Genomic DNA, 24,241 nt, shown 5'->3' with positions numbered 1-24,241 from the left:
AAGGTGGCTTTTTATGAATGATTCGTCCGTCGGGCCGCTGGCCTGGGTCAATGGCAGTGATGCCCCGGAAAAAAGCGCGATCGACCTCGGTTTCATGGCCCTGAGCGATTGCGCCTCGGTCGTCGTCGCTGCCACTCAGGGCTTCGCCCAGCCTTATGGCCTGATCCTCAACCTCAAACGCCAGACGTCGTGGGCCAATCTGCGCGACAAACTGGTCAGCGGTGAACTCGACGCCGCCCATAGCCTTTACGGCCTGATCTACGCCGTCCATCTGGGCATCGGCGGCGTCGCTTCGACGGACATGGCGGTGTTGATGGGCCTGAACCAGAACGGTCAGAGCCTCAACCTTTCCCACGGTCTGCAAAACCTCGGCGTGATCAGTCCTGAAGCGCTGGATCGCCACGTGCACCAAAGCCGCGCAAAACTGACCTTCGCCCAGACGTTTCCCACCGGCACCCATGCCATGTGGCTCTACTATTGGCTGGCGAGCCAGGGCATTCACCCGTTGCAGGATGTCGACAGTGTGGTGGTGCCGCCGCCGCAAATGGTTGCGCACTTGCAGGCCGGGCGCATCGACGGATTTTGCGTCGGCGAACCGTGGGCAGCCAGCGCGGTGCAGCAGGATCTCGGTTTCACGATGGCGACCAGCCAGAGCATCTGGCCCGATCACCCGGAAAAAGTCCTTGGCTGCACCCGTGAATTTGTCGAGCAGTACCCGAATACCGCGCGGGCGCTGGTGATGGCGGTCCTGGAAGCCAGCCGCTTTATCGAAGAAAGTCCGGAAAACCGCCGCAGCACCGCACAATTGCTCAGCGCGCCGGAATATCTGGACGCTCCGCTTTCGTGCATCGAACCGCGTTTTCTCGGTGATTACGCCGATGGCCTCGGCAATCGCTGGCAGGATCCGCACGCGCTGCGTTTTCACGGCAACGGCGAGGTGAATCTGCCGTATCTGTCGGACGGTATGTGGTTCATGACCCAGTTCCGCCGCTGGGGCCTGCTGCGCGAAGACCCGGATTACCTTGCCGTCGCCCGCCAGGTTCAGCAACTGGATATCTACCGCGACGCCGCCACCGCTGTCGGCGTCGCCGCGTGGGGCACCGACATGCGCAGCAGCCAGTTGCTCGACGGCAAGGTCTGGGACGGCAGCGATCCGGCCGGTTTCGCCCGCAGCTTCAAGCTGCACGCCCTGAGCGATGACGCTCCCCTACTCGCCCGCCGCTGACAGGAGACCGCCAACATGTTGCGCATTCTGCTGATCAACGACACGGCGAAAAAAGTCGGGCGCCTGAAAGCCGCGCTGACTGAAGCCGGTTTCGAAGTGATCGACGAATCCGGTCTGACCATCGACCTGCCGGCCCGCGTCGAAACGGTGCGCCCGGACGTAATCCTGATCGATACCGAGTCACCCGGCCGCGATGTCATGGAACAAGTGGTGCTGGTCAGCCGCGACCAGCCCAGGCCGATCGTGATGTTTACCGATGAACATGATCCGGGGGTGATGCGTCAGGCGATCAGGTCCGGGGTCAGCGCCTACATCGTCGAAGGCATTCACGCACAACGCTTGCAGCCGATTCTGGATGTGGCCATGGCGCGCTTCGAAAGCGATCAGGCCTTGCGTGCGCAACTGCAGGCGCGCGACCAGCAACTGGCCGAGCGCAAGCGCATCGAGCTGGCCAAGGGGTTGCTGATGAAGATGAAGGATTGCAATGAGGAAGAGGCCTACACCCTGATGCGCCGCCAGGCCATGAGCCGGCAGCAGAAGCTGATTCAGGTGGCGGAGCAGATCATTGCCATGAGTGAGTTGCTTGGCTGATAAGCTCTGGCTGCTTGAAAAGCCCCTCACCCTAGCCCTCTCCCGGAGGGAGAGGGCTAGGGTGAGGGGCTTTTGATCTTTCACCTGTTGGCACAAATCTCGCTAAGTAAAACGCACAGGTAACCAACGGCGGTTGCCCCACCCACGACAAAGACGTCGCTCACCCGTTTGCCCCTCATGGCGAAACAGGTAGCGGCGTTTTTTGCGTTTTGGCCCCACAGCCCGGGGCCGGTGGTGCGGCCGTGGTGGCGCCCCACCTGCTGTGACTCCTATCGAGACTCTTTTCAGCTGAGGTGCGCGATGAATTCAAGCTTCTGGAAATCCGGCCATACCCCGACCCTGTTCGCGGCCTTCCTGTATTTCGACCTGAGTTTCATGGTCTGGTACCTGCTCGGCCCGCTGGCGGTGCAAATCGCCGCCGACCTGCACCTGACCACGCAACAACGCGGTCTTGTGGTGGCGACGCCGATTCTGGCCGGGGCGGTGCTGCGCTTTGCGATGGGCATGCTGGCTGATCGTCTGTCACCGAAAACTGCCGGTCTGATCGGCCAGGTCATCGTGATCTGCGCACTGTTCGGTGCGTGGAAACTCGGTATCCACAGTTACGAACAGGCTCTGCTGCTGGGTCTGTTCCTCGGCATGGCCGGTGCGTCGTTCGCTGTGGCCCTGCCATTGGCGTCGCAGTGGTATCCGCCGCAGCATCAGGGCAAAGCCATGGGAATTGCCGGTGCAGGCAACTCTGGCACCGTGTTCGCCGCGCTGATTGCACCGGTGCTGGCGGCTTCGTTTGGCTGGAGCAATGTGTTCGGTTTCGCCTTGATCCCGCTGATACTGACACTGGTGCTGTTCGCCTGGCTGGCGAAGAACGCCCCTGAGCGGCCGAAAGCCAAAGCCATGGCTGACTACTTCAAAGCCTTGGGCGACCGCGATAGCTGGTGGTTCATGTTTTTCTACAGCGTCACCTTCGGCGGTTTCATCGGCCTGGCCAGCGCCCTGCCCGGCTACTTCAACGACCAATACGGCCTGAGCCCGGTCACGGCGGGTTACTACACCGCGGCCTGCGTATTCGGTGGCAGTTTGATGCGGCCGCTGGGTGGCGCGCTGGCGGATCGCTTCGGCGGCATCCGCACCTTGCTGGCGATGTACACCGTCGCTGCCGTCTGCATCGCTGCCGTCGGGTTTAACCTGCCAAGTTCCTACGCCGCGCTGGCACTTTTCGTCTGCACCATGCTCGGTTTAGGGGCAGGCAACGGCGCAGTGTTCCAACTGGTGCCGCAGCGTTTTCATCTGGAGATCGGCGTGATGACCGGGTTGATCGGCATGGCCGGCGGTATCGGCGGATTTGCCTTGGCCGCCGGCATGGGCGCGATCAAACAGAGCACCGGCAGCTATCAACTGGCCCTGTGGTTGTTCGCCAGCCTCGGCGTACTGGCGTGGTTTGGCCTGCACGGGGTCAAGCGTCGCTGGAGAACCACCTGGGGTTCGGCAGCCGTGACGGCGGCGCGGGTCTGAGGCGTCGATGGCCCTGCAACTGAGTTTTGCCGAAGCCAGCGCCACCGGGCCGCGTGCGGAGAATCAGGACGCTTTGCGTCTGGTCACGCCCGCTCCGGCGCTGGCGGCGAGCAAGGGTTATCTGTTCGCTATCGCTGATGGCGTCAGCCAGTGTGCCGATGGCGGACTGGCTGCGCGTTCGACCTTGCAGGCGCTGGCGCTCGACTACTACGCCACACCGGAAACCTGGAGCGTGGCACAAGCGCTGGATCGCCTGCTGCTCGCGCAAAATCGTTGGCTGCAGGCCAATGGCGGTGGCCAACCCTTGCTCACCACCGTCAGTGCTGTGGTCATGCGTGGTCGGCGTTTTACCCTCGCCCACGTTGGAGATTGCCGGGTGTATCGCTGGCACGGCGATAGTTTGCAGCGAATCTCTGAAGATCACGTCTGGGATCAGCCGGGTATGCAGCACGTGCTCAAGCGCGCGCTGGGGCTGGATCAGCATCTGGTGCTGGATTTTCTCGACGGAGAGCTGCGTGACGGTGAAAGCTTTGTGCTGCTCAGTGACGGTGTCTGGTCAACGCTGGGCGATACCGCGATTGCAGCGATTCTGCGTGATCAGCCGGATCTGCGCAGCGCCGCGCAAACACTGGTCAATGCCGCGCATCTGGCGGGGAGCCAGGACAATGCCAGTGCATTGCTGGTGCGCGTCGATGCGCTGGGTGAAGCGAATATCGGCGATGCGCTGATTCATCTGCAGCAATGGCCCCTGCCGCCGCCGCTGAAACCTGGCCAATCCTTCGAAGGCTGGCAGGTTCAGGGGATTGTCGCTCAGAGTCAGCAATCGCTGCTGTATCGGGTTGTCGATGGACAAGGCCAGACGTGGTTGCTGAAAACCCTGCCGTCGCGCAGCGCCGATGATCCTCACGCCGGGCAAGCGCTGCTGTCCGAGGAGTGGTTCCTGAAACGTGTGGCCGGCCGGCACTTTCCTGAAGTCCATGCCTGCCAGCAGCGTCAGCATTTGTACTACGTGATGCGGGAATATTCCGGGACGACGCTGGCGCAGCTGTTTCAGCAGTACGGCCCATTGCCGCTGGCGCAGTGGCAGGATATTGCCGAGCGCCTGCTGCGCACGGTGGGGCTTTTGCATCGACGGCAGATTGTGCACCGGGACATCAAACCGGAAAACCTGCATTGGGGTGACGACGGTGAGTTACGTCTGCTGGATTTTGGTTTGGCGTATTGCCCGGGCTTGTCCGAAGACGCGCCGTCAACGCTGCCCGGAACCCCAAGTTACATCGCCCCGGAAGCGTTTTGCGGTGATCCGCCGAGTGTGCAGCAGGATTTGTATGCGGTCGGCGTGACCCTGTATTTCCTGCTCACCGGGCATTTTCCCTATGGCGAGATTGAGGCGTTTCAGCGGCCGCGCTTTGGCGTGCCGGTAAGCGCCAGTCGTTATCGGCCGGATCTGCCGGAATGGTTGGCGCAGAGTCTGGAGCGCGGGGTGGCGGCTGATCCGCAGCAGCGTTTTGAAACGGCTGAAGAGTGGTTGCTGGTGTTGGAACAGGGCGAGCGGCGGAGTTTGAGCGTGCGTCCTCGACCGTTATTGGAGCGGGAGCCGCTGAAGGTCTGGCGGACGATGGCATTGGTGGCTTTGCTTGGGAATCTGGTGCTGCTAGTTTTGTTGTTTCACAGTTGAACCGCATCGCGCCATTCGCGAGCAAGCTCGCTCCCACAGGGGATTTGTGAACACCACAGCCCCCTGTGGGAGCGAGCTTGCTCGCGAAGGCGCCCGCCCAATCACCACAAATTCAACTGCCTGAATGCCCCACGAACGAGCAACCCGCTTCGAATCAGTGCAAAAAAACCATCCTCAAAATCCGTCACCCCCAATAAACCCGCCACCGTCCCCACTTGGCACAACCACTGCATTACCCCATTCAGCACACACATAAAGCCCAGCCTTCAACGACGAAGGCCGGGCTTCCCGAGAGAACGGGACCAGGACAAAGGCGTCCTCGCTAGGCAACTAGCGGGACGCCTTTTTTTGTTTGCGCAAAATTTCTCGAGCAAGGCCTGACTGCCCACAAGAGGCCAGCCGCCGCTCCCCGGAGACCCTGATGAAAAAACTCAAACTGGTGATGATCGGCAATGGCATGGCCGGCGTCCGCACCCTGGAAGAACTGCTCAAACTGAGCGACGAGCTCTATGACATCACCGTCTTCGGCGCCGAACCGCACACCAACTACAACCGCATCCTGCTCTCGCCAGTGCTGGCCGGTGAGCAGACTTTCGAAGAGATCGTCCTCAACGATCTGGACTGGTACCTGGAAAACAACATCAAGCTGCTGCTCAACCGCAAAGTGGTGGAGATCGACCGGGTCAAACGTCGGGTAATCGCCGAGGACGGCACCGAAGCTGAATACGATCGTCTGTTGATCGCCACCGGCTCGACGCCGTTCATCCTGCCGATCCCCGGTAACACTCTGCACGGGGTGATCGGCTACCGCGACATCGCCGACACCCAGGCAATGATCGACACCGCGAAAACCCACAAGCACGCGGTGGTCATCGGCGGTGGCCTGCTCGGCCTCGAAGCCGCCAACGGCCTGATGCTGCGCGGCATGCACGTCACCGTGGTGCACCTTGGTGAATGGCTGCTGGAGCGGCAACTGGACAAGACCAGCGGCCAACTCCTGCAAAGCGCCCTTGAGTCACGCGGCCTGCACTTTCGCCTGAGCGAGCAAACCCAGGCACTGCATGACGCCGGCAACGGCCGCGTCGGCTCGGTGCAATTCAAGAACGGCGACATCATCCCGGCCGATCTGGTGGTAATGGCCGCCGGCATTCGCCCCAATACCGAACTGGCGGAAAAAGCCGGCATCCCGTGCAACCGCGGGATTCTGGTCAACGACACCCTGCAAACCTACGACCCGCGTATTTATGCCATCGGCGAGTGTGCCAGCCATCGCGGCATCGCCTATGGCCTGGTAGCACCGCTGTTTGAACAAGCCAAGGTCTGCGCCAACCACCTCGCACAATTGGGATTCGCCCGTTATCAGGGCTCGGTAACCTCGACCAAATTGAAAGTCACCGGCATCGACCTGTTCTCCGCCGGCGACTTCATGGGCGGTGAAGGCACGGAAACCATCACCCTCTCCGATCCGATTGGCGGCGTGTACAAAAAACTGGTGATCAAGGATGACGTACTGGTCGGCGCCTGTCTGTACGGCGATACGGCGGATGGCGGTTGGTATTTCCGGCAGATTCGTGAGAATCACGCCATCGGCGAGATCCGCGATCATCTGATGTTTGGGGAAAATGCGTTAGGCGATGTAGGACATCAAGGCCAGGACAAAGCCATGAGCATGGCCGACACCGCCGAAGTCTGCGGCTGCAACGGCGTGTGCAAAGGCACCATCGTCAAGGCGATCCAGGAACACGGCCTGTTCAGCGTCGACGAGGTGAAAAAACATACCAAAGCTGCCAGTTCCTGTGGTTCCTGCACCGGGCTGGTCGAGCAGATCCTGATCAACACCGTCGGCGGCGCGGCGGACGTCAAACCAAAAAGCGAAAAAGCCATCTGCGGCTGCAGCGACCTCAATCACGGGCAGATTCGCCAGGCCATTCGCGAGCAGCATCTGCTGACCATCGCGGGCGTCATGAGTTACCTCAACTGGCGTACACCCAATGGCTGTGCAACCTGCCGGCCGGCGCTGAACTACTACCTGATTTCCACCTGGCCCGGCGAAGCCAAGGACGATCCGCAATCGCGCCTGATCAACGAACGCGCCCACGCCAACATTCAGAAGGACGGCACCTACTCGGTGGTTCCGCGGATGTGGGGCGGCGTGACCAACCCTTCGGAACTGCGGCGGATCGCCGACGTAGCCGACAAGTACAACGTGCCCATGGTCAAGGTCACCGGCGGCCAGCGCATCGACCTGCTGGGGATCAAGAAGCAGGACTTGCCCGGCGTCTGGAAGGACCTCGACATGCCCTCCGGCCACGCCTACGGCAAATCCATCCGCACCGTTAAAACCTGCGTCGGCAGCGAGTTCTGCCGCTTCGGCACGCAGAATTCGACCCAGTTGGGCATCGAACTGGAACACGACCTGTTCAACATGTGGTCACCGCACAAAGTGAAGCTGGCCGTCTCCGGTTGCCCACGCAACTGCTCGGAAGCGGGGATCAAGGACGTCGGCATCATCGGCGTCGACTCCGGCTGGGAGATGTACATCGGCGGCAACGGCGGGATCAAGACCGAAGTCGCCGAGTTCTTCGTCAAGCTCAAGACCGCCGAAGAAGTCCGTGAATACAACGGCGCCTTCCTGCAGCTCTATCGCGAAGAAGCCTTTTACCTCGAACGCACCGTGCACTACCTGCAACGGGTCGGCATGGAGCACATCAAGCAAGCGGTGCTTGAAGACCCGGAGCGCCGCAAAGCCCTCAACGAACGCCTGCAATTCTCCCTGTCGTTCGAACAGGACCCGTGGAAAGAGCGTCTGGCGCAGCCGCAACTGAAGAAAGAATTCGACGTGATTCCCGTGAAAAACCTGGAGGTACCGGCATGAACTGGCTCGATATCTGTGCCCTAGATGAAATCAATGCGCTCGGTTCGCGGATCATTGCTGGCCCCAAAGGCGACATCGCGATTTTTCGGACAAGCGACGATGAGGTTTTCGCTCTTGATGACCGCTGCCCACACAAGGGCGGCCCGTTGTCGCAGGGTTTGATCTACGGTAAGCGCGTGGCCTGTCCGTTGCACAACTGGCAGATCGACCTGCAAACCGGCGAAGCCCAGGCCCCGGACATCGGCTGCGCGCACCATCATCCGGCCCGGGTCGAGAACGGCCGGGTGCAACTGGCGCTGCGGGATGCCGTCTGATGAACCGCCAGACGACCGCCTCGACCTGCTGCTATTGCGGGGTCGGCTGCGGCGTGCTGATCGAACATGACGGCGAGCGTATCCTCGGCGTCAGCGGCGATCCGGCGCATCCGGCCAACTTCGGCAAACTGTGCAGCAAAGGCTCGACCCTGCATCTGACTGGCGACCTCGCGGCGCGCGCGCTGTACCCGGAACTGCGCCTGGGCAAGGGTCTGGCGCGCAGCCGCACCGATTGGGACACCGCACTGGAACACGCCGCCAACGTATTCGCCGAGACCATCGCCGAACACGGCCCGGACAGCGTGGCGTTCTATATTTCCGGCCAGTTGCTGACCGAGGACTACTACGCCTTCAACAAGCTCGCCCGGGCGCTGGTCGGCACCAACAACATCGACAGCAATTCACGGCTGTGCATGTCTTCGGCAGTGGTTGGCTACAAGCGCAGCCTCGGTGCCGACGCGCCACCGTGCAGCTACGAGGATCTGGAACTCAGTGATTGCGTGATGATCGTCGGCAGTAACATGGCCTACGCACATCCGGTACTTTTTCGTCGGCTTGAAGAGGCAAAATCCCGCCGCCCACAGATGAAGGTCATCGTCATAGATCCCCGCCGCACCGACACCTGCGACTTGGCGGATCTGCATCTGGCCATTTTGCCGGGCACCGATGTCGCTTTGTTTCATGGGATTTTGCATCTGCTGTTGTGGGAAGACTGGATCGATCGCGACTTCATCAAGGCGCACACCGAAGGCCTTGCCGAGTTGAAGAACCTGGTGCGCGATTACACCCCGCAAATGGTTGCGCAATTGTGCGGGATCAGCCTCGAGCAATTGCAGCAATGTGCTGAATGGGTGGGCACGTCAGCGAGTTTTCTGTCCTTGTGGTGCATGGGCTTGAACCAGTCCACGGCCGGCAGCGCGAAAAACAGCGCATTGATCAATCTGCATCTGGCCACCGGGCAAATTGGCCGTCCGGGAGCAGGACCGTTCTCCCTTACCGGTCAGCCGAATGCCATGGGCGGGCGGGAAACCGGCAGCCTGGCGAACCTGTTGCCCGGCCATCGAGAGGTCGCCAACCCGCAACACCGCGCCGACGTGGCGCACTACTGGGGTGTAGAGCGGCTTCCGGAAACCCCCGGGCTCAGCGCCATCGAACTGTTCGAGCAGGTGCGCAATGGCAAGATCAAGGCGCTGTGGATTGCCTGCACGAACCCGGCGCAATCGCTGCCGGATCAGAGCGCGGTGCGGGCAGCGCTGCAAGCCTGCCCGTTTGTCGTACTGCAAGAAGCCTTCCGCACCACCGAAACCGCTGCGTTCGCCGACCTGCTCTTGCCCGCTGCCAGTTGGGGCGAGAAGGAAGGTTCGGTGACCAATTCCGAGCGTCGTATTTCCCACGTGCGCAAAGCCATTCTCCCACCCGGTGAAGCGCGAGCGGATTGGTCGATCACGGTGGACTTTGCACAACGGCTGGAGAAACGCATGCGCCCCGAGGCGCCAAGCCTGTTTGCCTTCGATCAATCCGCGCAGTTATTCGATGAATACAAACTGCTGACGCGCGGTCGGGATCTGGACTTGTCCGGAATCAGTCACGCCTTGATTGATGAGATCGGGCCGCAGCAATGGCCCTTCCCCATCGGCGCCCGAAAAGGGACGGCGCGCTTGTACGCAGACGGCATTTTTCCTACGGCCAACGGGCGCGCTCAGTTCATGGCCGAGCCTTATCGAGCTGCCAAAGAGCAGCGTGATGCGCGCTTCCCGTTGACATTAATCACCGGGCGCCTGCGTGATCAGTGGCACGGTATGAGCCGTACCGGTACGGCTGCTCAATTGTTTGGGCATGTCAGCGAGGCGCAGTTAAGCCTGCATCCGGATGAATTGCGTCGGCATCGCTTGCAGCCTGGCGATCTGGTCAACCTGAAAAGCCGTCGGGGCGCCGTGATCGTTGCTGTCGGCAGCGACGACAGCGTGCGTCCGGGACAGGCGTTTTTACCCATGCATTGGGGCGATCGTTTTCTCAAGGGCGGTGTGAACAATCTGACCCAACCGGCGTTCGACCCGTTGTCGAAGCAACCGGAGCTCAAACACAGTGGCGTGCGCCTGGAGAAAGTGGACTTGCCGTGGCAACTGTTCGCCCTGATCGAGGGCGATGTTCAACGGCATATCGAGGCCCTACGCCCTCTCTGCGAGGCGTTTTCCTACGTCAGTCTCAGCCTTGTCGGACGTGAACGATCAGCATTGCTGATACGCGCAGCCAGCCACGAGGCACCGGATGCGCCATTGCTCGGTGAAATCGACCGATGCCTTTCGCTCAGCGACGGCCCGGTGTTGGCCTACGACGATCCACGCCGTGCCATTGGCAAGCGTGTGCGCATTGAAAACGGCCGGATCACGGCGATTCGCCTCGCCGGCGAAACCCTCGCCCAGCATTGGCTGCAAGGGTTGTGGCTGGAAGGCCGTGCGGATGAACAACTGCGGCGCTGGCTGCTGGCGCCCATGAGCGCGCCGCCGGGCAGTGCCGGGGCGCAAATGGCTGTGGATAAAACCCTGTGCAACTGCAAAAACGTCAGCCTCAACGCGGTCTGCGCCGGCATTCGCCGGGGCTTGGATCTGCAGGGTCTGAAGAGCCAGCTGGGCTGCGGCACGCAATGCGGCTCGTGTGTCCCGGAAATAAAACGCTTGCTGGCTGCCAACCTGCAGCCAGCCGTCATCTGATGAGGAACACACCATGAATGCGAAAGTCTGGCTGGTGGGTGCAGGGCCGGGTGATCCGGAACTGCTGACCCTCAAAGCGGTACGCGCCTTGCGCGAAGCCGATGTGGTGCTGATCGATGATCTGGTCAACGGCGCGGTGCTGGAACACTGCCCTGCCGCGCGCATCATTGCGGTGGGCAAACGGGGTGGATGCCGATCGACACCGCAGGCCTTTATCCATCGACTGATGCTGCGCTATGCCCGCCAGGGCAAGTGCGTGGTACGGCTCAAGGGCGGCGATCCGTGCATTTTCGGACGTGGTGGTGAAGAGGCACAGTGGCTGCGTGAGCGTGGTGTTGAAGTGGAATTGGTCAATGGCATCACCGCCGGGCTGGCCGGGGCGACGCAATGTGATATTCCGCTGACGTTACGCGGCGTGGCGCGTGGGGTGACACTGGTGACTGCACACACGCAGGACGACAGCCAGTTGAACTGGCAGGCACTGGCGCAGGGCGGCACGACGCTGGTGATTTATATGGGCGTGGCCAAGCTGGGCGAGATTCGCGATCAACTGTTGGCGGGCGGGATGGCGGCGGATACGCCGGTGGCGATGATCGAGAATGCGTCGTTGCCAGCGCAGCGCGAATGCCGGAGCAATCTGACGTCAATGAGTGGCGATGCGTGCAGGTTTGAACTCAAGAGCCCTGCCATTCTGGTGATCGGCGCAGTGGCGGCTGTTGTTGAAGATCAAAAGATCGCAGCCTGCGGCAGCACCTGCACAGGGACCGCGTGCGTCTCGTAAGCCCAAATCGCAGGCAAAGAAAAGCCCGGCCTGAGCCGGGCTTTTCTCGGAGCGGCAGCTAATTACTTAGCTTGAGCTTCAACCTGCGCTTCTACGCGACGGTTTACAGCACGGCCAGCTTCAGTTTTGTTGTCAGCAACTGGGCGGGTTTCGCCGTAGCCGATCGACTGAACGCGGGACGATTCAACACCGTACTGGTTGGTCAGAACTTGCTTAACGGCGTTTGCACGACGCTCAGACAGTTTCTGGTTGTAAGCGTCAGGACCGACGGAGTCAGTGTGACCTTCAACAGTGGTGTGAGTGGCTGGGTACTGCTTCATGAAGTCAGCCAGGTTCTTGATGTCAGCGTAGCTGTTTGGCTTGACGACGGACTTGTCGAAGTCGAATTTCACGTCCAGCTCTACACGAACAACTTCAGCAACTGCTGGGCAGCCATCAGCGTCAACAGTTACGTTGGCTGGGGTGTCCGGGCACTTGTCAACGTTGTCGCAAACGCCATCGTTGTCGCTGTCGGAGCAGACTTCAGCTGGTGCTGGAACTGGAGCAGCAGCAGGCTTGGAGCCGCCACCGAAGTTCACACCGATACCAACGCTAGGAGCCCACTCGGTGTCGCCCTGGTCGATGTTGTACTGAGCTTCAACGCCGGCACGAGCGTAGAAGTTGTCAGTGAAGTACAGCTTGGCACCGCCACCAACGTTAGCGAAGGTAGAACGGTTACGACCGTTCGAACCGTTCTGGTCGATGCTCTGGTCGGAGAAACCGGCCGAGACGTATGGACGCAGCATGTCGCCTGGGTTGTTGAAGTGGTACAGAGCGTCCAGAGCGGTGTTAGCGCCTTTTACGTTCTTGCCATCATCGGCACGTACGTTGTGCACTTCGTCGTAGCCCAGACGCAGTTCAACGTCGTCGGTCAGGAAGTAACCGATCGAGCCGCCGAACAGGTTGCCGTTGTTCTTGAAGTTACGAGCGCTGTCGAATTGTTCTTTCTTTGCGAAGCCTTCGATTTCAACTGCGCCTTGGCCTTGTGCCAGAGCGCCGAACGAAGTGGCGGCAATCAGAGAACCAATGGCCAAGCCCAAGGTGTTTTTCAGTTTCATCCGTTAAATCCCCATCTGGTGATTGTGAAGCAGTCCCGCAAACCGGGGGACAACTCGGCGGCAAGTCTATCAGAACTTGCCTACACGTAAGAGATATTTGCGCTGAACTAAGTTTCAGCAATGCCTGCAAATTTCTCACGCAATTTATCTAGAGCACGTTTGTAACGCATTTTTGTCGCACTCAAACCCATGTGCATGATGTCTGCGATCTCCTGAAATTCCAGCTCTGCGACAAATCGAAGCACCAGAATTTCGCGGTCAATCGGGTTCACATACACCAGCCAGCGATCAAGCCCGCCCTTCTCCTCGGGTTTCGGCGCCTTTTCTTCGGACGCTTCCTCGAGGGGGTCAAGACTCAATGCGTCCATCAAGCGACGCTTTCGCCGTTCCTTCCGATACTGCGTAATACATTCGTTGTACGTGATGCTGTAGAGCCACGTTTTGAACTTCGATTTCCCCTCGAAGTTCTTCAGGCCGTACAGCACCTTCAACATGACTTCCTGACAGACATCGTCTGCGTCGCGATCGTTCCCAAGATATCTCGCACAAACGTTAAATAATGTTCGCTGGTAACGCCGCATCAGCTCTTCATAGGCGCGCGTAACGTGAAACAGCTCGGTATGCGAGCGCGCGACCAACTCCTCATCAGAGAGCTCACGGGGGTCATAGCGCGTGGATAGCGTTTGGGCTTTATTCAAAACAAGTCGTGCCGACAGTCAGGTCAATGTCCGCCGCTACCCTCTCAGGGCATTTTGCGGCGGCATACATTAGCAGGGTTTGCCGGGTTAGCGGCTACTCACATGCTGTTCCAGCAGGATCCGATTGGAGAGTGAGACTAGCTCACCCTCATCGGTCAACAATGTGGTTTTAACCGTGCCGATCTCCTCGATCTGGCCTTCGACCTCACCAACACGCACTTGTTGCCCAACCTGATACAACTCACGCACATAGATTCCCGCAAGAATCTGACCGGCAATTTCCCGGCTGCCTAGCCCCATTGCCAGCGCAACCGCCAGACCAACGGTAATCAAAACGATGACGATCACATGGTTCAGCAGGTCGGTCTTGACCTCGAGCTGGCTGATTGCGACCGAGATGCTGATGATGATCACCAACCCTTGGGCAATTCGACCCAAACCCGAAGCGTAGTCCAGCCCTACGCCTTCTGCCGCCCCGCGCACCAGCCCGTTGGCCAGCTGAGCGAGCAAGACACCCACCAGCAGCACCAGGCCAGCGCCGAAAACTTTCGGCAAATACAACGCCAGCATGTCGAGCGTAGCTGAAACTCGCTCAAGCCCAAGAGACTCTGCCGCAGAAACCAGAAAAATCAGCAGAACGAACCAATAGACGATTTTGCCGATCAAGGTCGAAATCGGTACCTGCAAACCCGCCCGCGACATCAACTTGGTCAGTCCGGTGCCGCCCATCAGGCGATCAAGGCCCAGTTTGGCGAGCAATTTGGACAGCAAGGTATCGAGCAGCTTCGCCACCACGAAACCCAACAGCAGCACCACCAGGGCGCCGAACAGATTCGGAATGAAGTTGGCGACTTTGGTCCACAACGCAGTCATTGCAGTGACGAGGCTCTGAGTCCAGAGATCAAGTTCCATATTCAATCAGCCTTATCAGCAGTGCGGTCAGCAGGTTTACGAAGACGGGAAACCGGCGAGACGTGGGCCGATCCGTTATTCAGGGCGATCATCAGCGCGGGCAGCCAACGGCCCAGCAGGCTGAACAGATCACCGGCGCCAACCTGGCGGTTGGCGGTTTTGAGTACGCGGCCCAGGCACGCATCGTCGTCGCGGCTGGACGGCGAAGCGTTGAGCATGTCACGCAAAGACTGTTCAAACGGATCGTGCATACGCACCTCTCGTGATGTCTGTGAAAGACGCGGGCAGATTTGGTCGGGTCACATGCGCCATCTTCATACCCAGCGCAAACGACGGAATAACCACCACTGACCGCAGGCCAGGGCGAGTACCGTCAGACAGGCAATCAGGAAACCATAAGGGCTGCTGGAGAACGGGATACCGCCGACGTTTATGCCCAGCAGACCGGTGATGAAACTCATCGGCAAAAAGATGCAGGTGATGATCCCGAAGCGGTACATGGTGCGATTCATGCGCTCGCTCAAACGCCGGTCTTCGGCCTCCAGCACAAGCCCCACGCGCTCTCGGGTCAATTCGAGCTCTTCGAGATAGCGGGTCAGGCTGTTGTTGAGTTCGTTCCAGTAATCGGCATCGTCATCGACAAACCACGGCAGTTTTATCCGCGTGAGTTGTCCGAAAATATCCCGCTGCGGTGCAAGAAAACGCTTTAGTCCGGCCGCCCGACGACGGATGTGCAAAATGGCGCCATGTTCGGGAGTATACCGTTCGTCGGCATCCATTTTTTCTTCTTCCTCATCGGCGATTTCCGAGAGGCAAGTGACCAGATCCTGCACCTTGTTGGTGAGGAACTGCGCCAGATAAAGAATGAGTTCGGAGGAAGTTTTCGGGCCTTTGCCGTCCGCCAGTTGAGCCAGCAACTCATCGGTGGCACGCAATGGACGCAGACGCAGGGAGATCACTCGCTGGGCGCTAGCAAAAATCCGCACCGAAACCATGTCTTCAGGTTCAGCCCCCGGATTGAGGTTGACCCCGCGCAGAAACAGCAGCAGCTCGGAATCGGGCAACGGCAACAGGCGCGGACGGGTGTTCTCTTCCAGCAGCAGGTCGCAGGTGAACTCGTTGAGTCCACTGGACCGACGCAGCCAGGTCTGGGTTTGCGGATGGCTGCGATCCCAGTGCAGCCACAGGCTTTCATGCGCCTGCAGCTGCAAATCGTCGAGCTCGGTCCGGGCTATCGAACGCGCACCGCCTTTACCGTCCAGCACCAGGGCATGCACCAGCCCCCATTGCGCGTTTTCTTCCTCGAACATCCGCATCCCTTGGTCGTACCGCAGTTTATTCAGGCATCTTCAGCGGACTCGGCGAGACGATCACGCCGTTGTTGTCCGCATAAATGTACTGGCCGGGGTGAAACGTCACGCCCGCGAAGGTCACCGGGACGTTGAGGTCGCCGATGCCGCGTTTTTCAGTCTTCTTTGGATGGCTGGCCAGGGCCTGAACGCCCAGATCGGTCTGCGCGATCACGTCAACGTCACGGATGCAGCCGTAGATCACCAGCCCTTCCCAGCCGTTTTTCGCAGCTTTTTCGGCAATCATGTCGCCCAGCAGCGCGCAACGCAGCGAACCGCCGCCATCGACCACCAGCACCTTGCCATTGCCCTGGTGTTCGGCTTGTTCTTTGACCAGCGAGTTGTCTTCGAAGCATTTGATGGTCACGATTTCGCCGCCGAAGGAATCACGGCCGCCGAAATTGCTGAACATCGGTTCCAGCACCTGCACCAGTTCCGGATAGGCGTCGCACAGGTCAGGCGTGAGGTAATGGTTCATCGAAAAACTCCTGTAACAAGGAAGACGATCAAGGATGTCGCACTCTGTTGAAACGAGTCCCGGCGGTCGCTGTTTACCTTAGTTCATGCAATGGTCGCTGAACGAACCTGAACAATTGCTGAAACGTAATAGCTAAACAGCCACTAAATATGACCAAAATTGCACAATGCGTCATATCTTAGCCGCAAGCCGATTCGAACGAAATGGCCTTTTCAGCGCCTGCGGCTCAAACCGCCGCGGCCAGATCCGGTTTCTCGCCCAGCAGTGGCGCGTGCTGATCCTGCAGCCAGCGCGCAACCAGTGGCCAGACTTCGGCCTGCGCCGCTTTGCTGACCAGCATCTCGACATGCCCGAAGTTGTCGCTAAAGCCCTGCTCACGCCCCAGGTTGACGAACTGTTTGTGCTCGGAACCGATTTGCTCGAACAGCTTGCGACAGGCCCACGCCGGGTCCTGATGATCTCCCGCTGCCGTCACCGCCAGCACCGGTACCTGAACCTCGGCGAGACCGGCCCACCAATCCTTGTCCTTGTCGCCAAAACGGCCGAACAGGCCGTACCAGCGCATGCTTTCCAGCGCCAGACCGATCGGCTCGTCTTCCGGACCACGCTTGAGACGCGAGCCGGACAATTGCGCGAAACGCTTGAGAATGAAGCGCCCGCTCCACTCCACTGGCGGGATCTTCAGCGGCCAGTAGGTGCGGCTGACCTGGGTACCGAAAAACGCCGCCGAGGCCACGGCCGGCTCGCCAAGGTATTCGCCGCCGAGCGCCGCCGCCAGGGTGATGCCGCCAAGCGAATGGCCGATCCAGTGCGGCACCTGCCCGCTCTGCTCGCGCACGAACGCGGCAATCGCCGGCAGATCGTAACGGGCGTAGTCAGCCACACGATTGCGGCGGTAATCCTCATTGCGCTGCGACAGGCCGTGGCCGCGCATCTCCGGGATCCACACGTCGTAGCCCAGACGCGTGAGGTACGCGCCCAATCCCAGGCCCTTGGGGGAAAACCAGAAACGCCGGTTGGAGAAACTGCCGTGCAGCAAGATCACCGGCACGCCACGGGACGCCGGTTCATCGGCCATGCCTAAGCGGGTCACGGCGATTTCCACGGACCAGTCCGGGCTGTTGCCGGGTTTCAAGCGATACACGTCTTCGCTCAGATCACCGCGACGTTCGGCGCTGATCAGGGCGACGGGAAATAGGTTGCTGCTGCTTTGCATAATGCTCTTGCACAAAAAAGGGCGGCATCTACAGGAGCCCGCCCTACTTGAATTTCAAGGCTCCGCCCCCCTAAGGGAGCGGGCCGTTCACATACTGATCAGGCCTGCGCCTGACCTTCCGCCAGGAAGAACCAGGTTTCCAGCACGGTGTCCGGGTTCAGCGACACGCTTTCGATGCCCTGCTCCATCAGCCACTTGGCCAGATCAGGGTGGTCGGACGGGCCCTGACCGCAGATACCGATGTATTTGCCGGCCTTGTTGCACGCAGCAATCGCATTGGCCAACAGCTTCTTGACCGCCGGATTACGCTCGTCGAACAGGTGCGCGATGATACCGGAGTCGCGGTCCAGGCCCAGTGTCAGCTGAGTCAGGTCGTTGGAACCGATCGAGAAACCGTCGAAGAATTCGAGGAATTCCTCAGCAAGGATCGCGTTGGAGGGCAATTCGCACATCATGATCACGCGCAGACCGTTGTCGCCGCGCTTCAAGCCGTTTTCGGCCAGCAGATCGACAACCTGGCTCGCTTCGCCGAGGGTACGGACGAACGGCACCATGATTTCGACGTTGGTCAGGCCCATCTCGTTGCGTACACGCTTCAGCGCGCGGCATTCGAGTTCGAAGCAGTCACGGAACGATTCGCTGATGTAACGCGAAGCGCCACGGAAGCCCAGCATCGGGTTTTCTTCTTCCGGCTCGTAGAGCTTGCCGCCGATCAGGTTGGCGTATTCGTTGGACTTGAAGTCCGACAGGCGCACGATGACTTTCTTCGGCGCAAAAGCGGCCGCGAGGGTGCTGATGCCTTCTACCAGTTTCTCGACGTAGAAACCGACCGGATCATCGTAACCGGCGATGCGTTTGTCGACGCTGTCCTTGATCTCTTGTGGCAGACCGTCGTAGTTCAACAGCGCTTTCGGGTGGACGCCGATCATGCGGTTGATGATGAATTCCAGGCGGGCCAGGCCGACACCGGCGTTCGGCAGCTGCGCGAAGTCGAAGGCGCGGTCCGGGTTGCCGACGTTCATCATGATCTTGAACGGCAGCTCCGGCATGGCGTCAACCGAGTTTTTCTTGATGTCGAAGCCCAGTTCGCCTTCGAAGATGTACCCGGTGTCGCCTTCGGCGCAGGACACGGTCACGCCCTGGCCATCCTTCAGCAGTTGGGTGGCGTTACCGCAACCGACCACTGCCGGAATGCCCAGCTCGCGAGCGATGATCGCTGCGTGGCAGGTACGACCGCCGCGGTTGGTGACGATGGCGCTGGCGCGTTTCATCACCGGTTCCCAGTCCGGGTCGGTCATGTCGGACACGAGGACGTCGCCCGGCTGGACTTTGTCCATCTCGGACACGTCCTTGATGATGCGCACTTTGCCGGCGCCGATGCGCTGGCCGATGGCACGACCTTCGACCAGCACGGTGCCGGTTTCTTTCAACAGGTAACGTTCCATGACGTTGGCCTGGGTGCGGCTCTTCACGGTTTCCGGACGGGCCTGCACGATGTACAGCTTGCCGTCGTCACCGTCCTTGGCCCACTCGATGTCCATCGGGCAGCCATAGTGCTTCTCGATGATCATCGCTTGCTTGGCCAGCTCGCTGACTTCAGCGTCGGTCAGGCAGAAACGCGCGCGCTCGGCCTTGTCGACATCGACGGTCTTGACCGAACGACCGGCCTTGGCCTCGTCGCCGTAGATCATCTTGATCGCCTTGCTGCCCAGGTTGCGCCGCAGGATCGCCGGACGACCGGCCTCCAGCGTGCCCTTGTGCACGTAGAATTCGTCCGGGTTCACCGCGCCTTGTACAACGGTTTCGCCCAGGCCGTAGGCGCCGGTGATGAACACCACATCACGGAAACCGGATTCGGTATCGAGGGTGAACATCACGCCGGCAGTGCCGGTTTCCGAACGCACCATGCGCTGCACGCCAGCCGACAGGGCGACCAGTTTGTGGTCGAAGCCCTGGTGCACGCGGTAGGAAATCGCACGGTCGTTGAACAGCGAAGCGAACACCTCTTTGGCAGCGCGGATAACGTTTTCCACGCCACGGATGTTCAGGAAGGTTTCCTGCTGACCGGCAAACGAGGCATCCGGCAAGTCTTCGGCGGTGGCGGAAGAACGCACGGCCACGGCCACGTCAGGGTTACCGGCCGACAGCGCGGCGAACGCGGTGCGGATCTCGGTGTTCAGTTTTTCAGGGAATTCGGCGTCCATGATCCATTGGCGGATCTGCGCGCCGGTCTTGGCCAGCGCATTGACATCGTCGACGTCCAGGGCGTCGAGAGCCTTGTGGATCTGATCGTTGAGGCCGCTCAGTTCGAGAAAGTCGCGATAGGCCTGCGCGGTGGTGGCAAAGCCGCCGGGGACCGACACACCGGCACCCGCCAGGTTGCTGATCATCTCGCCCAGGGATGCGTTCTTGCCCCCCACATGCTCAACATCGTGTTTGCCGAGCTTATCGAGGGAAACTACGTACTCTACCAAGGTGATCTCTCCACTAACTGTGTTGGAAAAGCTCAGAAACCGGCAGCTCGGGGGAGCGTTGGCCGGTTGTATGGCCTGGACCTGGAAAATAAGTGAGAATGCGGGCCAATGGCGGCCGACAAATCGCGCCTATCATATCCAAGATTGATGACTAGCTTAAGGCCTAAGGTGCAAATGAAACGATCTGCTTTCTTTATCTCCGATGGCACCGGCATTACCGCCGAAACCCTGGGTCAAAGCCTTCTGGCGCAGTTCGAAAACATTACCTTCACCAAGCTCACGCGGCCGTATATCGACAACGCGGACAAAGCGCGGGCCATGGTACAACAAATCAACAAAGCCGCTGAAACCGACGGCTTTCGGCCGATTATCTTCGACACCATCGTCAATCAGGACATTCGTGAGATTCTCGCGACCTCCAATGGTTTCATGATCGACATTTTCTCGACCTTCCTCGCCCCACTCGAACAGGAACTGACCGAGCACTCGTCCTACACCGTCGGCAAGTCCCATTCGATCGGGCACAACTCCAATTACATGGAGCGCATCGAGGCGGTGAACTTCGCCCTCGACAATGACGACGGCGCGCGTACCCACTATTACGACAAGGCCGACCTGATACTAGTGGGCGTGTCGCGTTGTGGTAAGACGCCGACGTGTCTGTACATGGCGATGCAATTCGGCATCCGCGCCGCCAACTATCCGCTGACCGAAGACGACATGGAGCGCCTGACCCTGCCGTCCGCGCTGCGCGCCCACCAGCACAAGCTGTTCGGCCTGACCATCGACCCGGATCGCCTCACCGCAATCCGCAACGAGCGCAAGCCCAACAGCCGCTATTCGAGCTACGCCCAGTGCGAATTCGAAGTGCGCGAAGTGGAAAACCTGTTCCGCCGCGAGAACATTCCGCACATCAACTCCACGCATTTTTCGGTGGAAGAGATTTCGGCGAAGATTCTGGTGGAGAAAGGTGTGGAGCGGCGCTTCAAGTAGTTTTGCCGTGTCTGACAAGACGCCATCGCGGGCAAGCCACGCTCCCACAGGGCTTTGTTGTGAATACAAAACCTGCAGGCGCCCAAAACCCTGTGGGAGCGGGCTTGCCCGCGATGAACGATTACACGGTCTCGGTCAATGCCCTGGCCAGGGCCTCGAACCCGCCGAGCAACAACCGATCATCCCCCACCGAATTGCACACACTCGCCCGAATAAACTGCGGCACTGCGGCATGCCCGACCGCAAACGCCTCGGCGGTGGACACCAAATAACTGTTCTCCTTCAGTTCCGCCGCAATCTGCGACGCGCGCCATGCCTCTGGCACTTCGATCCAGAAATGCGGGCTGTGGACGTGAGTCCGGTACACCAGGTCGGTCAGTGCGGGGCTGACCAACGCCTTGCGCCGGCCGATTTCACTGATTTGTTCGTTGAGCAGTTGGGTGGCAATACCGCTTTCGATCCAGCGGCAGGCCACTTCCATTGCCAACGGATTGGCCATCCAGCACGTCCCGCGAATGGCTGAATTCAATCGCCCGAGCAACGCGTGCGGCGCGTGCAGGTAACCGACACGCAGCCCGGCCGAAACTACTTTGCTCAGGCTCCCGATCAGCACCGAGCGTTCTGCGGCAAACGCACTCAGGGGCAACGGTCGCTGGCGATCCAGCAGCGCATGCGCCTCGTCCTCGAAAATCAGCAGATTGTGTTGCCGGCAGATTTCGGCAATGGCTTCGCGCCGTGGCACCGACATCACCGCCGCCGTAGGATTCTGGATGGTAGGCGTGCAATACAATGCCGACACCCGATGCTGTCGGCAGACGTCCTCCAGCGCTGACGGCAACAAGCCTTCAGCATCCATGGCGACGCCGATCAGTTTGATCCCGAGTTGGCGTGCGACGCTGATCAACCCCGGGTAGGAAAGATGCTCGGTGACCACGGTGTCACCGGCCTTGAGCAAGCCCATCAAAGCGCACAGCAGTCCGTGCTGACCACCGTTGACGCACAGCACCTGGTTGGCATCCGCCTGAAATGCCCCATGACTCAGCCAGTAAGCCCCCGCCTGCCGATGTCGGGGCAAGCCGCTTTCGGCGGTGTACCCGGTCAACTGCTGCAAGCTGTGCGAATCGTTGGCCAACGCCTGCAGCGTCAGACTCATGAACGCGCTTTCCTGCCCGGGAATTGGCTGATTCCGACTCATGTCGAAGCAGGCCCGCGGCTCTTCGCTGACATTGCGAAACCCCTTGTCCCGCAAACGCTCCAGGCCGCGCTCACGCACGTAAGTGCCATCGCCGACACGCGCCACCACCCGCCCAACCCGCTCCAGCTCGCCATAAGCGCGACTGATGGTGCCGATGGTCACACCCAGGCTGTCTGCCAACAGCCTGTGCGGCGGCAATTTCGCGCCGGCGGCGATCACGCCTTCGGCTAGGGCGCGTTCCACCGCATCCGCCAGCCGCTTGTACTTCACGCCGACGCCATTGGCGAGACCGTCACGCAGGATTGACACCGTGGCAATACTTATTTTGACAGTCATTGTCACCCCGAATAGCGTGCTGAAAACAGGTGCAATCAGGGATAGCCCTTTTCACCCACGAGGTCAATTCCTCTGCTGCGGAGCACAATGCATGTCGACTGTCATCAGCACGCCATTGAATGCGAGCAAACCCTGGCTCGCCGGATTGTTCACCTGCACGCTGTTTCTGATCGTCTGCCTGAGCTGGGGTACCACCTGGCTGGGGATCAAGATTGCCGTGGAAAGTGTGCCGCCGCTGACGGCTGCTGGCCTGCGTTTTCTGATTGCCTTTCCGCTGTTCCTGAGCTTTGCCGTGTGGCGCAAGGAGCCGCTGCTGTTCCCACGGCAAAGCCGCTGGTTTTTCCTGTTTGTCACGCTGTCGTATTTCAGCCTGCCGTACTACTTGCTCAACTACGGCGAGTTGCATGTTTCGTCGGGCCTGACCGCGCTGCTGTTCAGCTGCATGCCGGTGTTTATCCTGGTGTTTTCCTCGCTGTTTCTGCGCGAGAAAATCCTCCCGACACAAATGCTTGGTATCGCCATCGGTTTCGCCAGCCTGTACATGATCATTCGTAGCCAGGGCCTGCATCTGGATCAAGCGGAATGGCTCGGCGTGCTGGCGATTCTGTGCGCGGCGATCCTGCATGCGCTGTGCTACGTGATGACCAAGCAACACGGCAGCGCAATCAGCGTGATCACCTACAACACCCTGCCGATCGGCATCGCCGGAGTGATGTTATTGATTGTCGGATTAAACCTGGAAACACCGGTCTTCAAGGACATCAGCGCACGCTCCTGGGGCGCCCTGCTCTACCTCGGAATGGTGGCGTCGGTAGGCGGCTTTATCGTGTATTTCATCCTGCTCAAACGCCTGAGCCCGGTGCTGCTGTCGTTCGTGTTCATCATCTTCCCGGTGTTCGCCCTGCTCATCGGCGCCTGGTACGAAGGCACGCCGATCTCCCGGGACCTGATGCTGTACTCGGCAATCCTGCTCGCCGGTTTCGCGATCACCAAGCTGCCGCTTAAACGCTGATCCGCCCCCAATCATTGAACATCGGAGGTTCAAATGTCGGTCCACACCCTGGAAACCCTGAGCCTGTTTAACGCAGAACCTTATCGGCGCGATTTCAGCGCGCGGGTGATCGCTGTGGTCGATCAGGCTGTGGTGCTCGAACATACGCTGTTCTATCCCAGCGGTGGCGGGCAGCCGGGAGACAGCGGCCACTTCAGCCTCGCGGACGGTACCCGGATTGATGTCACGGGCACCCTGCGCGACCCGGCGCTGCCGTCGATCATCTGGCATCAGGTGGCGCAATGTCCGCCGCACCTTGGCGTCGGCACCCTGCTCAACGCCAGCCTCGACTGGCAGCGGCGTTACCAGCACATGAAAATGCACACTTGCCTGCATCTGCTGGGCGCGCTGATCAATGCACCGGTCACCGGTTGCAGCATCAGCGCCGACAAGGGCCGGCTGGATTTCGACCTGCCGGACATGACCCTCGACAAGGACCGCATCACCCACGATCTCAACGCGCTGATCGAACAGGCCTGCGCGGTCAACGTCCTGAGCCTGCCGGCTGCGGAATATCCTGCGCTGCTGGAAAGGATCGGCAGCAAGACCACCCGGCCAGCGGCGATCCAGGGCGATCTGCGGGTGATTGAAGTGGCGGGCATTGACGTTCAGCCGTGTGGCGGCACACACGTGCTCAATACCCGCGAAATCGGCCGGGTGTATTGCGAAAAAATCGAGAAGAAAAGCCAACACAACCGCCGGGTGATCCTGCGTTTTGCCGCCGATGACGCGGCATCCTCTGGATGAGAATTTCT

General features: G+C 60.1%; 20 protein-coding genes. 11 read left to right on the top strand and 9 right to left on the bottom strand.

All coding sequences use genetic code 11. The annotated features are described in order from the left end of the window. Positions 1-13: 13 nt before the first annotated feature. The 8 genes from PseuLF5_RS10995 to cobA all read left to right on the top strand — a co-directional run bounded on the left by PseuLF5_RS10995 (position 14) and on the right by cobA (position 11,687). Positions 14-1,225, top strand: coding sequence for a CmpA/NrtA family ABC transporter substrate-binding protein (locus PseuLF5_RS10995; RefSeq protein WP_340133509.1), 1,212 nt, complete (start codon positions 14-16; stop codon positions 1,223-1,225). 15 nt (positions 1,226-1,240) lie between these two features. Continuing rightward, entirely contained in the window at positions 1,241-1,816 is a 576-nt protein-coding gene (locus PseuLF5_RS10990) for an ANTAR domain-containing response regulator (RefSeq protein WP_123463618.1), read from the top strand. A gap of 300 nt (positions 1,817-2,116) precedes the next feature. After that, positions 2,117-3,328: a nitrate/nitrite transporter gene (locus tag PseuLF5_RS10985; RefSeq protein ID WP_340133508.1), complete on the top strand. Its 1,212-nt coding sequence runs from the start codon at positions 2,117-2,119 to the stop codon at positions 3,326-3,328. 7 nt (positions 3,329-3,335) lie between these two features. Beyond that, the gene (locus PseuLF5_RS10980; protein WP_340133506.1) at positions 3,336-5,006 is read left to right on the top strand and encodes a bifunctional protein-serine/threonine kinase/phosphatase; all 1,671 of its coding nucleotides are present in this window, start codon (positions 3,336-3,338) and stop codon (positions 5,004-5,006) included. Between the two features lie 421 nt (positions 5,007-5,427). Beyond that, a complete protein-coding gene (gene nirB, locus PseuLF5_RS10975) occupies positions 5,428-7,881 on the top strand; it encodes a nitrite reductase large subunit NirB (RefSeq protein WP_336347717.1) in 2,454 nt (817 codons plus the stop codon). Then, on the top strand, positions 7,878-8,195 hold the full coding sequence (gene nirD, locus PseuLF5_RS10970) for a nitrite reductase small subunit NirD (protein ID WP_123463626.1): 318 nt from the start codon (positions 7,878-7,880) through the stop codon (positions 8,193-8,195). The genes nirB and nirD overlap by 4 nt, the downstream gene beginning before the upstream one ends. Continuing rightward, positions 8,195-10,906, top strand: a complete 2,712-nt coding sequence (locus tag PseuLF5_RS10965; RefSeq protein WP_340133503.1) for a nitrate reductase — start codon at positions 8,195-8,197, stop codon at positions 10,904-10,906. The genes nirD and PseuLF5_RS10965 overlap by 1 nt, the downstream gene beginning before the upstream one ends. Positions 10,907-10,919: 13 nt before the next feature. Then, positions 10,920-11,687: a uroporphyrinogen-III C-methyltransferase gene (gene cobA, locus PseuLF5_RS10960; protein ID WP_340133501.1), complete on the top strand. Its 768-nt coding sequence runs from the start codon at positions 10,920-10,922 to the stop codon at positions 11,685-11,687. Positions 11,688-11,749: 62 nt separating this feature from the next. On the opposite strand, the gene PseuLF5_RS10955 is transcribed toward cobA, so the two are convergent. From PseuLF5_RS10955 to ppsA, 8 genes are all read right to left on the bottom strand, one after another. Beyond that, a complete protein-coding gene (locus PseuLF5_RS10955; protein WP_123463633.1) occupies positions 11,750-12,784 on the bottom strand; it encodes an OmpA family protein in 1,035 nt (344 codons plus the stop codon). A 107-nt stretch (positions 12,785-12,891) separates the two neighbouring features. Next, positions 12,892-13,482, bottom strand: a complete 591-nt coding sequence (gene sigX, locus PseuLF5_RS10950) for an RNA polymerase sigma factor SigX (RefSeq protein WP_011333251.1) — start codon at positions 13,480-13,482, stop codon at positions 12,892-12,894. 87 nt (positions 13,483-13,569) lie between these two features. Then, complete coding sequence (locus PseuLF5_RS10945) at positions 13,570-14,394, bottom strand: mechanosensitive ion channel family protein (RefSeq protein ID WP_123463635.1); 825 nt, start codon at positions 14,392-14,394, stop codon at positions 13,570-13,572. Positions 14,395-14,396: 2 nt separating this feature from the next. Continuing rightward, positions 14,397-14,645, bottom strand: a complete 249-nt coding sequence (locus tag PseuLF5_RS10940) for a CrfX protein (RefSeq protein ID WP_123463637.1) — start codon at positions 14,643-14,645, stop codon at positions 14,397-14,399. 63 nt (positions 14,646-14,708) lie between these two features. Then, complete coding sequence (locus PseuLF5_RS10935; RefSeq protein WP_123463639.1) at positions 14,709-15,704, bottom strand: zinc transporter ZntB; 996 nt, start codon at positions 15,702-15,704, stop codon at positions 14,709-14,711. A gap of 25 nt (positions 15,705-15,729) precedes the next feature. Next, positions 15,730-16,221, bottom strand: coding sequence for a ribonuclease E activity regulator RraA (gene rraA, locus PseuLF5_RS10930; RefSeq protein ID WP_128616022.1), 492 nt, complete (start codon positions 16,219-16,221; stop codon positions 15,730-15,732). A gap of 226 nt (positions 16,222-16,447) precedes the next feature. Further along, complete coding sequence (locus PseuLF5_RS10925) at positions 16,448-17,437, bottom strand: alpha/beta fold hydrolase (protein ID WP_322374083.1); 990 nt, start codon at positions 17,435-17,437, stop codon at positions 16,448-16,450. Positions 17,438-17,535: 98 nt separating this feature from the next. Next, entirely contained in the window at positions 17,536-19,911 is a 2,376-nt protein-coding gene (ppsA, locus tag PseuLF5_RS10920; RefSeq protein ID WP_123463645.1) for a phosphoenolpyruvate synthase, read from the bottom strand. A 174-nt stretch (positions 19,912-20,085) separates the two neighbouring features. Here ppsA and ppsR point away from each other — a divergent pair, with 174 nt between their 5' ends. Continuing rightward, positions 20,086-20,904 (top strand): posphoenolpyruvate synthetase regulatory kinase/phosphorylase PpsR, encoded by an 819-nt coding sequence (ppsR, locus tag PseuLF5_RS10915; protein WP_123463647.1) that lies wholly within the window; start codon positions 20,086-20,088, stop codon positions 20,902-20,904. 121 nt (positions 20,905-21,025) lie between these two features. On the opposite strand, the gene PseuLF5_RS10910 is transcribed toward ppsR, so the two are convergent. Then, complete coding sequence (locus PseuLF5_RS10910) at positions 21,026-22,435, bottom strand: aminotransferase-like domain-containing protein (protein WP_340133494.1); 1,410 nt, start codon at positions 22,433-22,435, stop codon at positions 21,026-21,028. A 91-nt stretch (positions 22,436-22,526) separates the two neighbouring features. Here PseuLF5_RS10910 and PseuLF5_RS10905 point away from each other — a divergent pair, with 91 nt between their 5' ends. Then, positions 22,527-23,447, top strand: coding sequence for a DMT family transporter (locus PseuLF5_RS10905; protein WP_340133492.1), 921 nt, complete (start codon positions 22,527-22,529; stop codon positions 23,445-23,447). A 33-nt stretch (positions 23,448-23,480) separates the two neighbouring features. After that, entirely contained in the window at positions 23,481-24,233 is a 753-nt protein-coding gene (locus PseuLF5_RS10900; protein WP_340133490.1) for an alanyl-tRNA editing protein, read from the top strand. Positions 24,234-24,241: the final 8 nt, after the last annotated feature.

This window comes from Pseudomonas sp. LF-5, from assembly GCF_037626295.1.
GTDB classification, from domain to species: Bacteria; Pseudomonadota; Gammaproteobacteria; order Pseudomonadales; family Pseudomonadaceae; genus Aquipseudomonas; species Aquipseudomonas monsensis.
This window is presented reverse-complemented; position numbering and strand designations above follow the sequence as displayed.

Excerpts from the sequence above, each read along its gene's own strand:
- PseuLF5_RS10910 (WP_340133494.1), bottom strand. The coding sequence starts at position 22,435 with ATGACTGTCAAAATAAGTATTGCCACGGTGTCAATCCTGCGTGACGGT.
- nirB (WP_336347717.1), top strand. The coding sequence starts at position 5,428 with ATGAAAAAACTCAAACTGGTGATGATCGGCAATGGCATGGCCGGCGTC.
- PseuLF5_RS10945 (WP_123463635.1), bottom strand. The coding sequence starts at position 14,394 with ATGGAACTTGATCTCTGGACTCAGAGCCTCGTCACTGCAATGACTGCG.
- cobA (WP_340133501.1), top strand. The coding sequence starts at position 10,920 with ATGAATGCGAAAGTCTGGCTGGTGGGTGCAGGGCCGGGTGATCCGGAA.
- PseuLF5_RS10955 (WP_123463633.1), bottom strand. The coding sequence starts at position 12,784 with ATGAAACTGAAAAACACCTTGGGCTTGGCCATTGGTTCTCTGATTGCC.
- nirD (WP_123463626.1), top strand. The coding sequence starts at position 7,878 with ATGAACTGGCTCGATATCTGTGCCCTAGATGAAATCAATGCGCTCGGT.
- PseuLF5_RS10900 (WP_340133490.1), top strand. The coding sequence starts at position 23,481 with ATGTCGGTCCACACCCTGGAAACCCTGAGCCTGTTTAACGCAGAACCT.
- rraA (WP_128616022.1), bottom strand. The coding sequence starts at position 16,221 with ATGAACCATTACCTCACGCCTGACCTGTGCGACGCCTATCCGGAACTG.
- PseuLF5_RS10940 (WP_123463637.1), bottom strand. The coding sequence starts at position 14,645 with ATGCACGATCCGTTTGAACAGTCTTTGCGTGACATGCTCAACGCTTCG.
- PseuLF5_RS10965 (WP_340133503.1), top strand. The coding sequence starts at position 8,195 with ATGAACCGCCAGACGACCGCCTCGACCTGCTGCTATTGCGGGGTCGGC.
- PseuLF5_RS10990 (WP_123463618.1), top strand. The coding sequence starts at position 1,241 with ATGTTGCGCATTCTGCTGATCAACGACACGGCGAAAAAAGTCGGGCGC.
- ppsR (WP_123463647.1), top strand. The coding sequence starts at position 20,086 with ATGAAACGATCTGCTTTCTTTATCTCCGATGGCACCGGCATTACCGCC.
- PseuLF5_RS10980 (WP_340133506.1), top strand. The coding sequence starts at position 3,336 with ATGGCCCTGCAACTGAGTTTTGCCGAAGCCAGCGCCACCGGGCCGCGT.
- PseuLF5_RS10905 (WP_340133492.1), top strand. The coding sequence starts at position 22,527 with ATGTCGACTGTCATCAGCACGCCATTGAATGCGAGCAAACCCTGGCTC.
- PseuLF5_RS10935 (WP_123463639.1), bottom strand. The coding sequence starts at position 15,704 with ATGTTCGAGGAAGAAAACGCGCAATGGGGGCTGGTGCATGCCCTGGTG.
- PseuLF5_RS10925 (WP_322374083.1), bottom strand. The coding sequence starts at position 17,437 with ATGCAAAGCAGCAGCAACCTATTTCCCGTCGCCCTGATCAGCGCCGAA.
- PseuLF5_RS10995 (WP_340133509.1), top strand. The coding sequence starts at position 14 with ATGAATGATTCGTCCGTCGGGCCGCTGGCCTGGGTCAATGGCAGTGAT.
- PseuLF5_RS10985 (WP_340133508.1), top strand. The coding sequence starts at position 2,117 with ATGAATTCAAGCTTCTGGAAATCCGGCCATACCCCGACCCTGTTCGCG.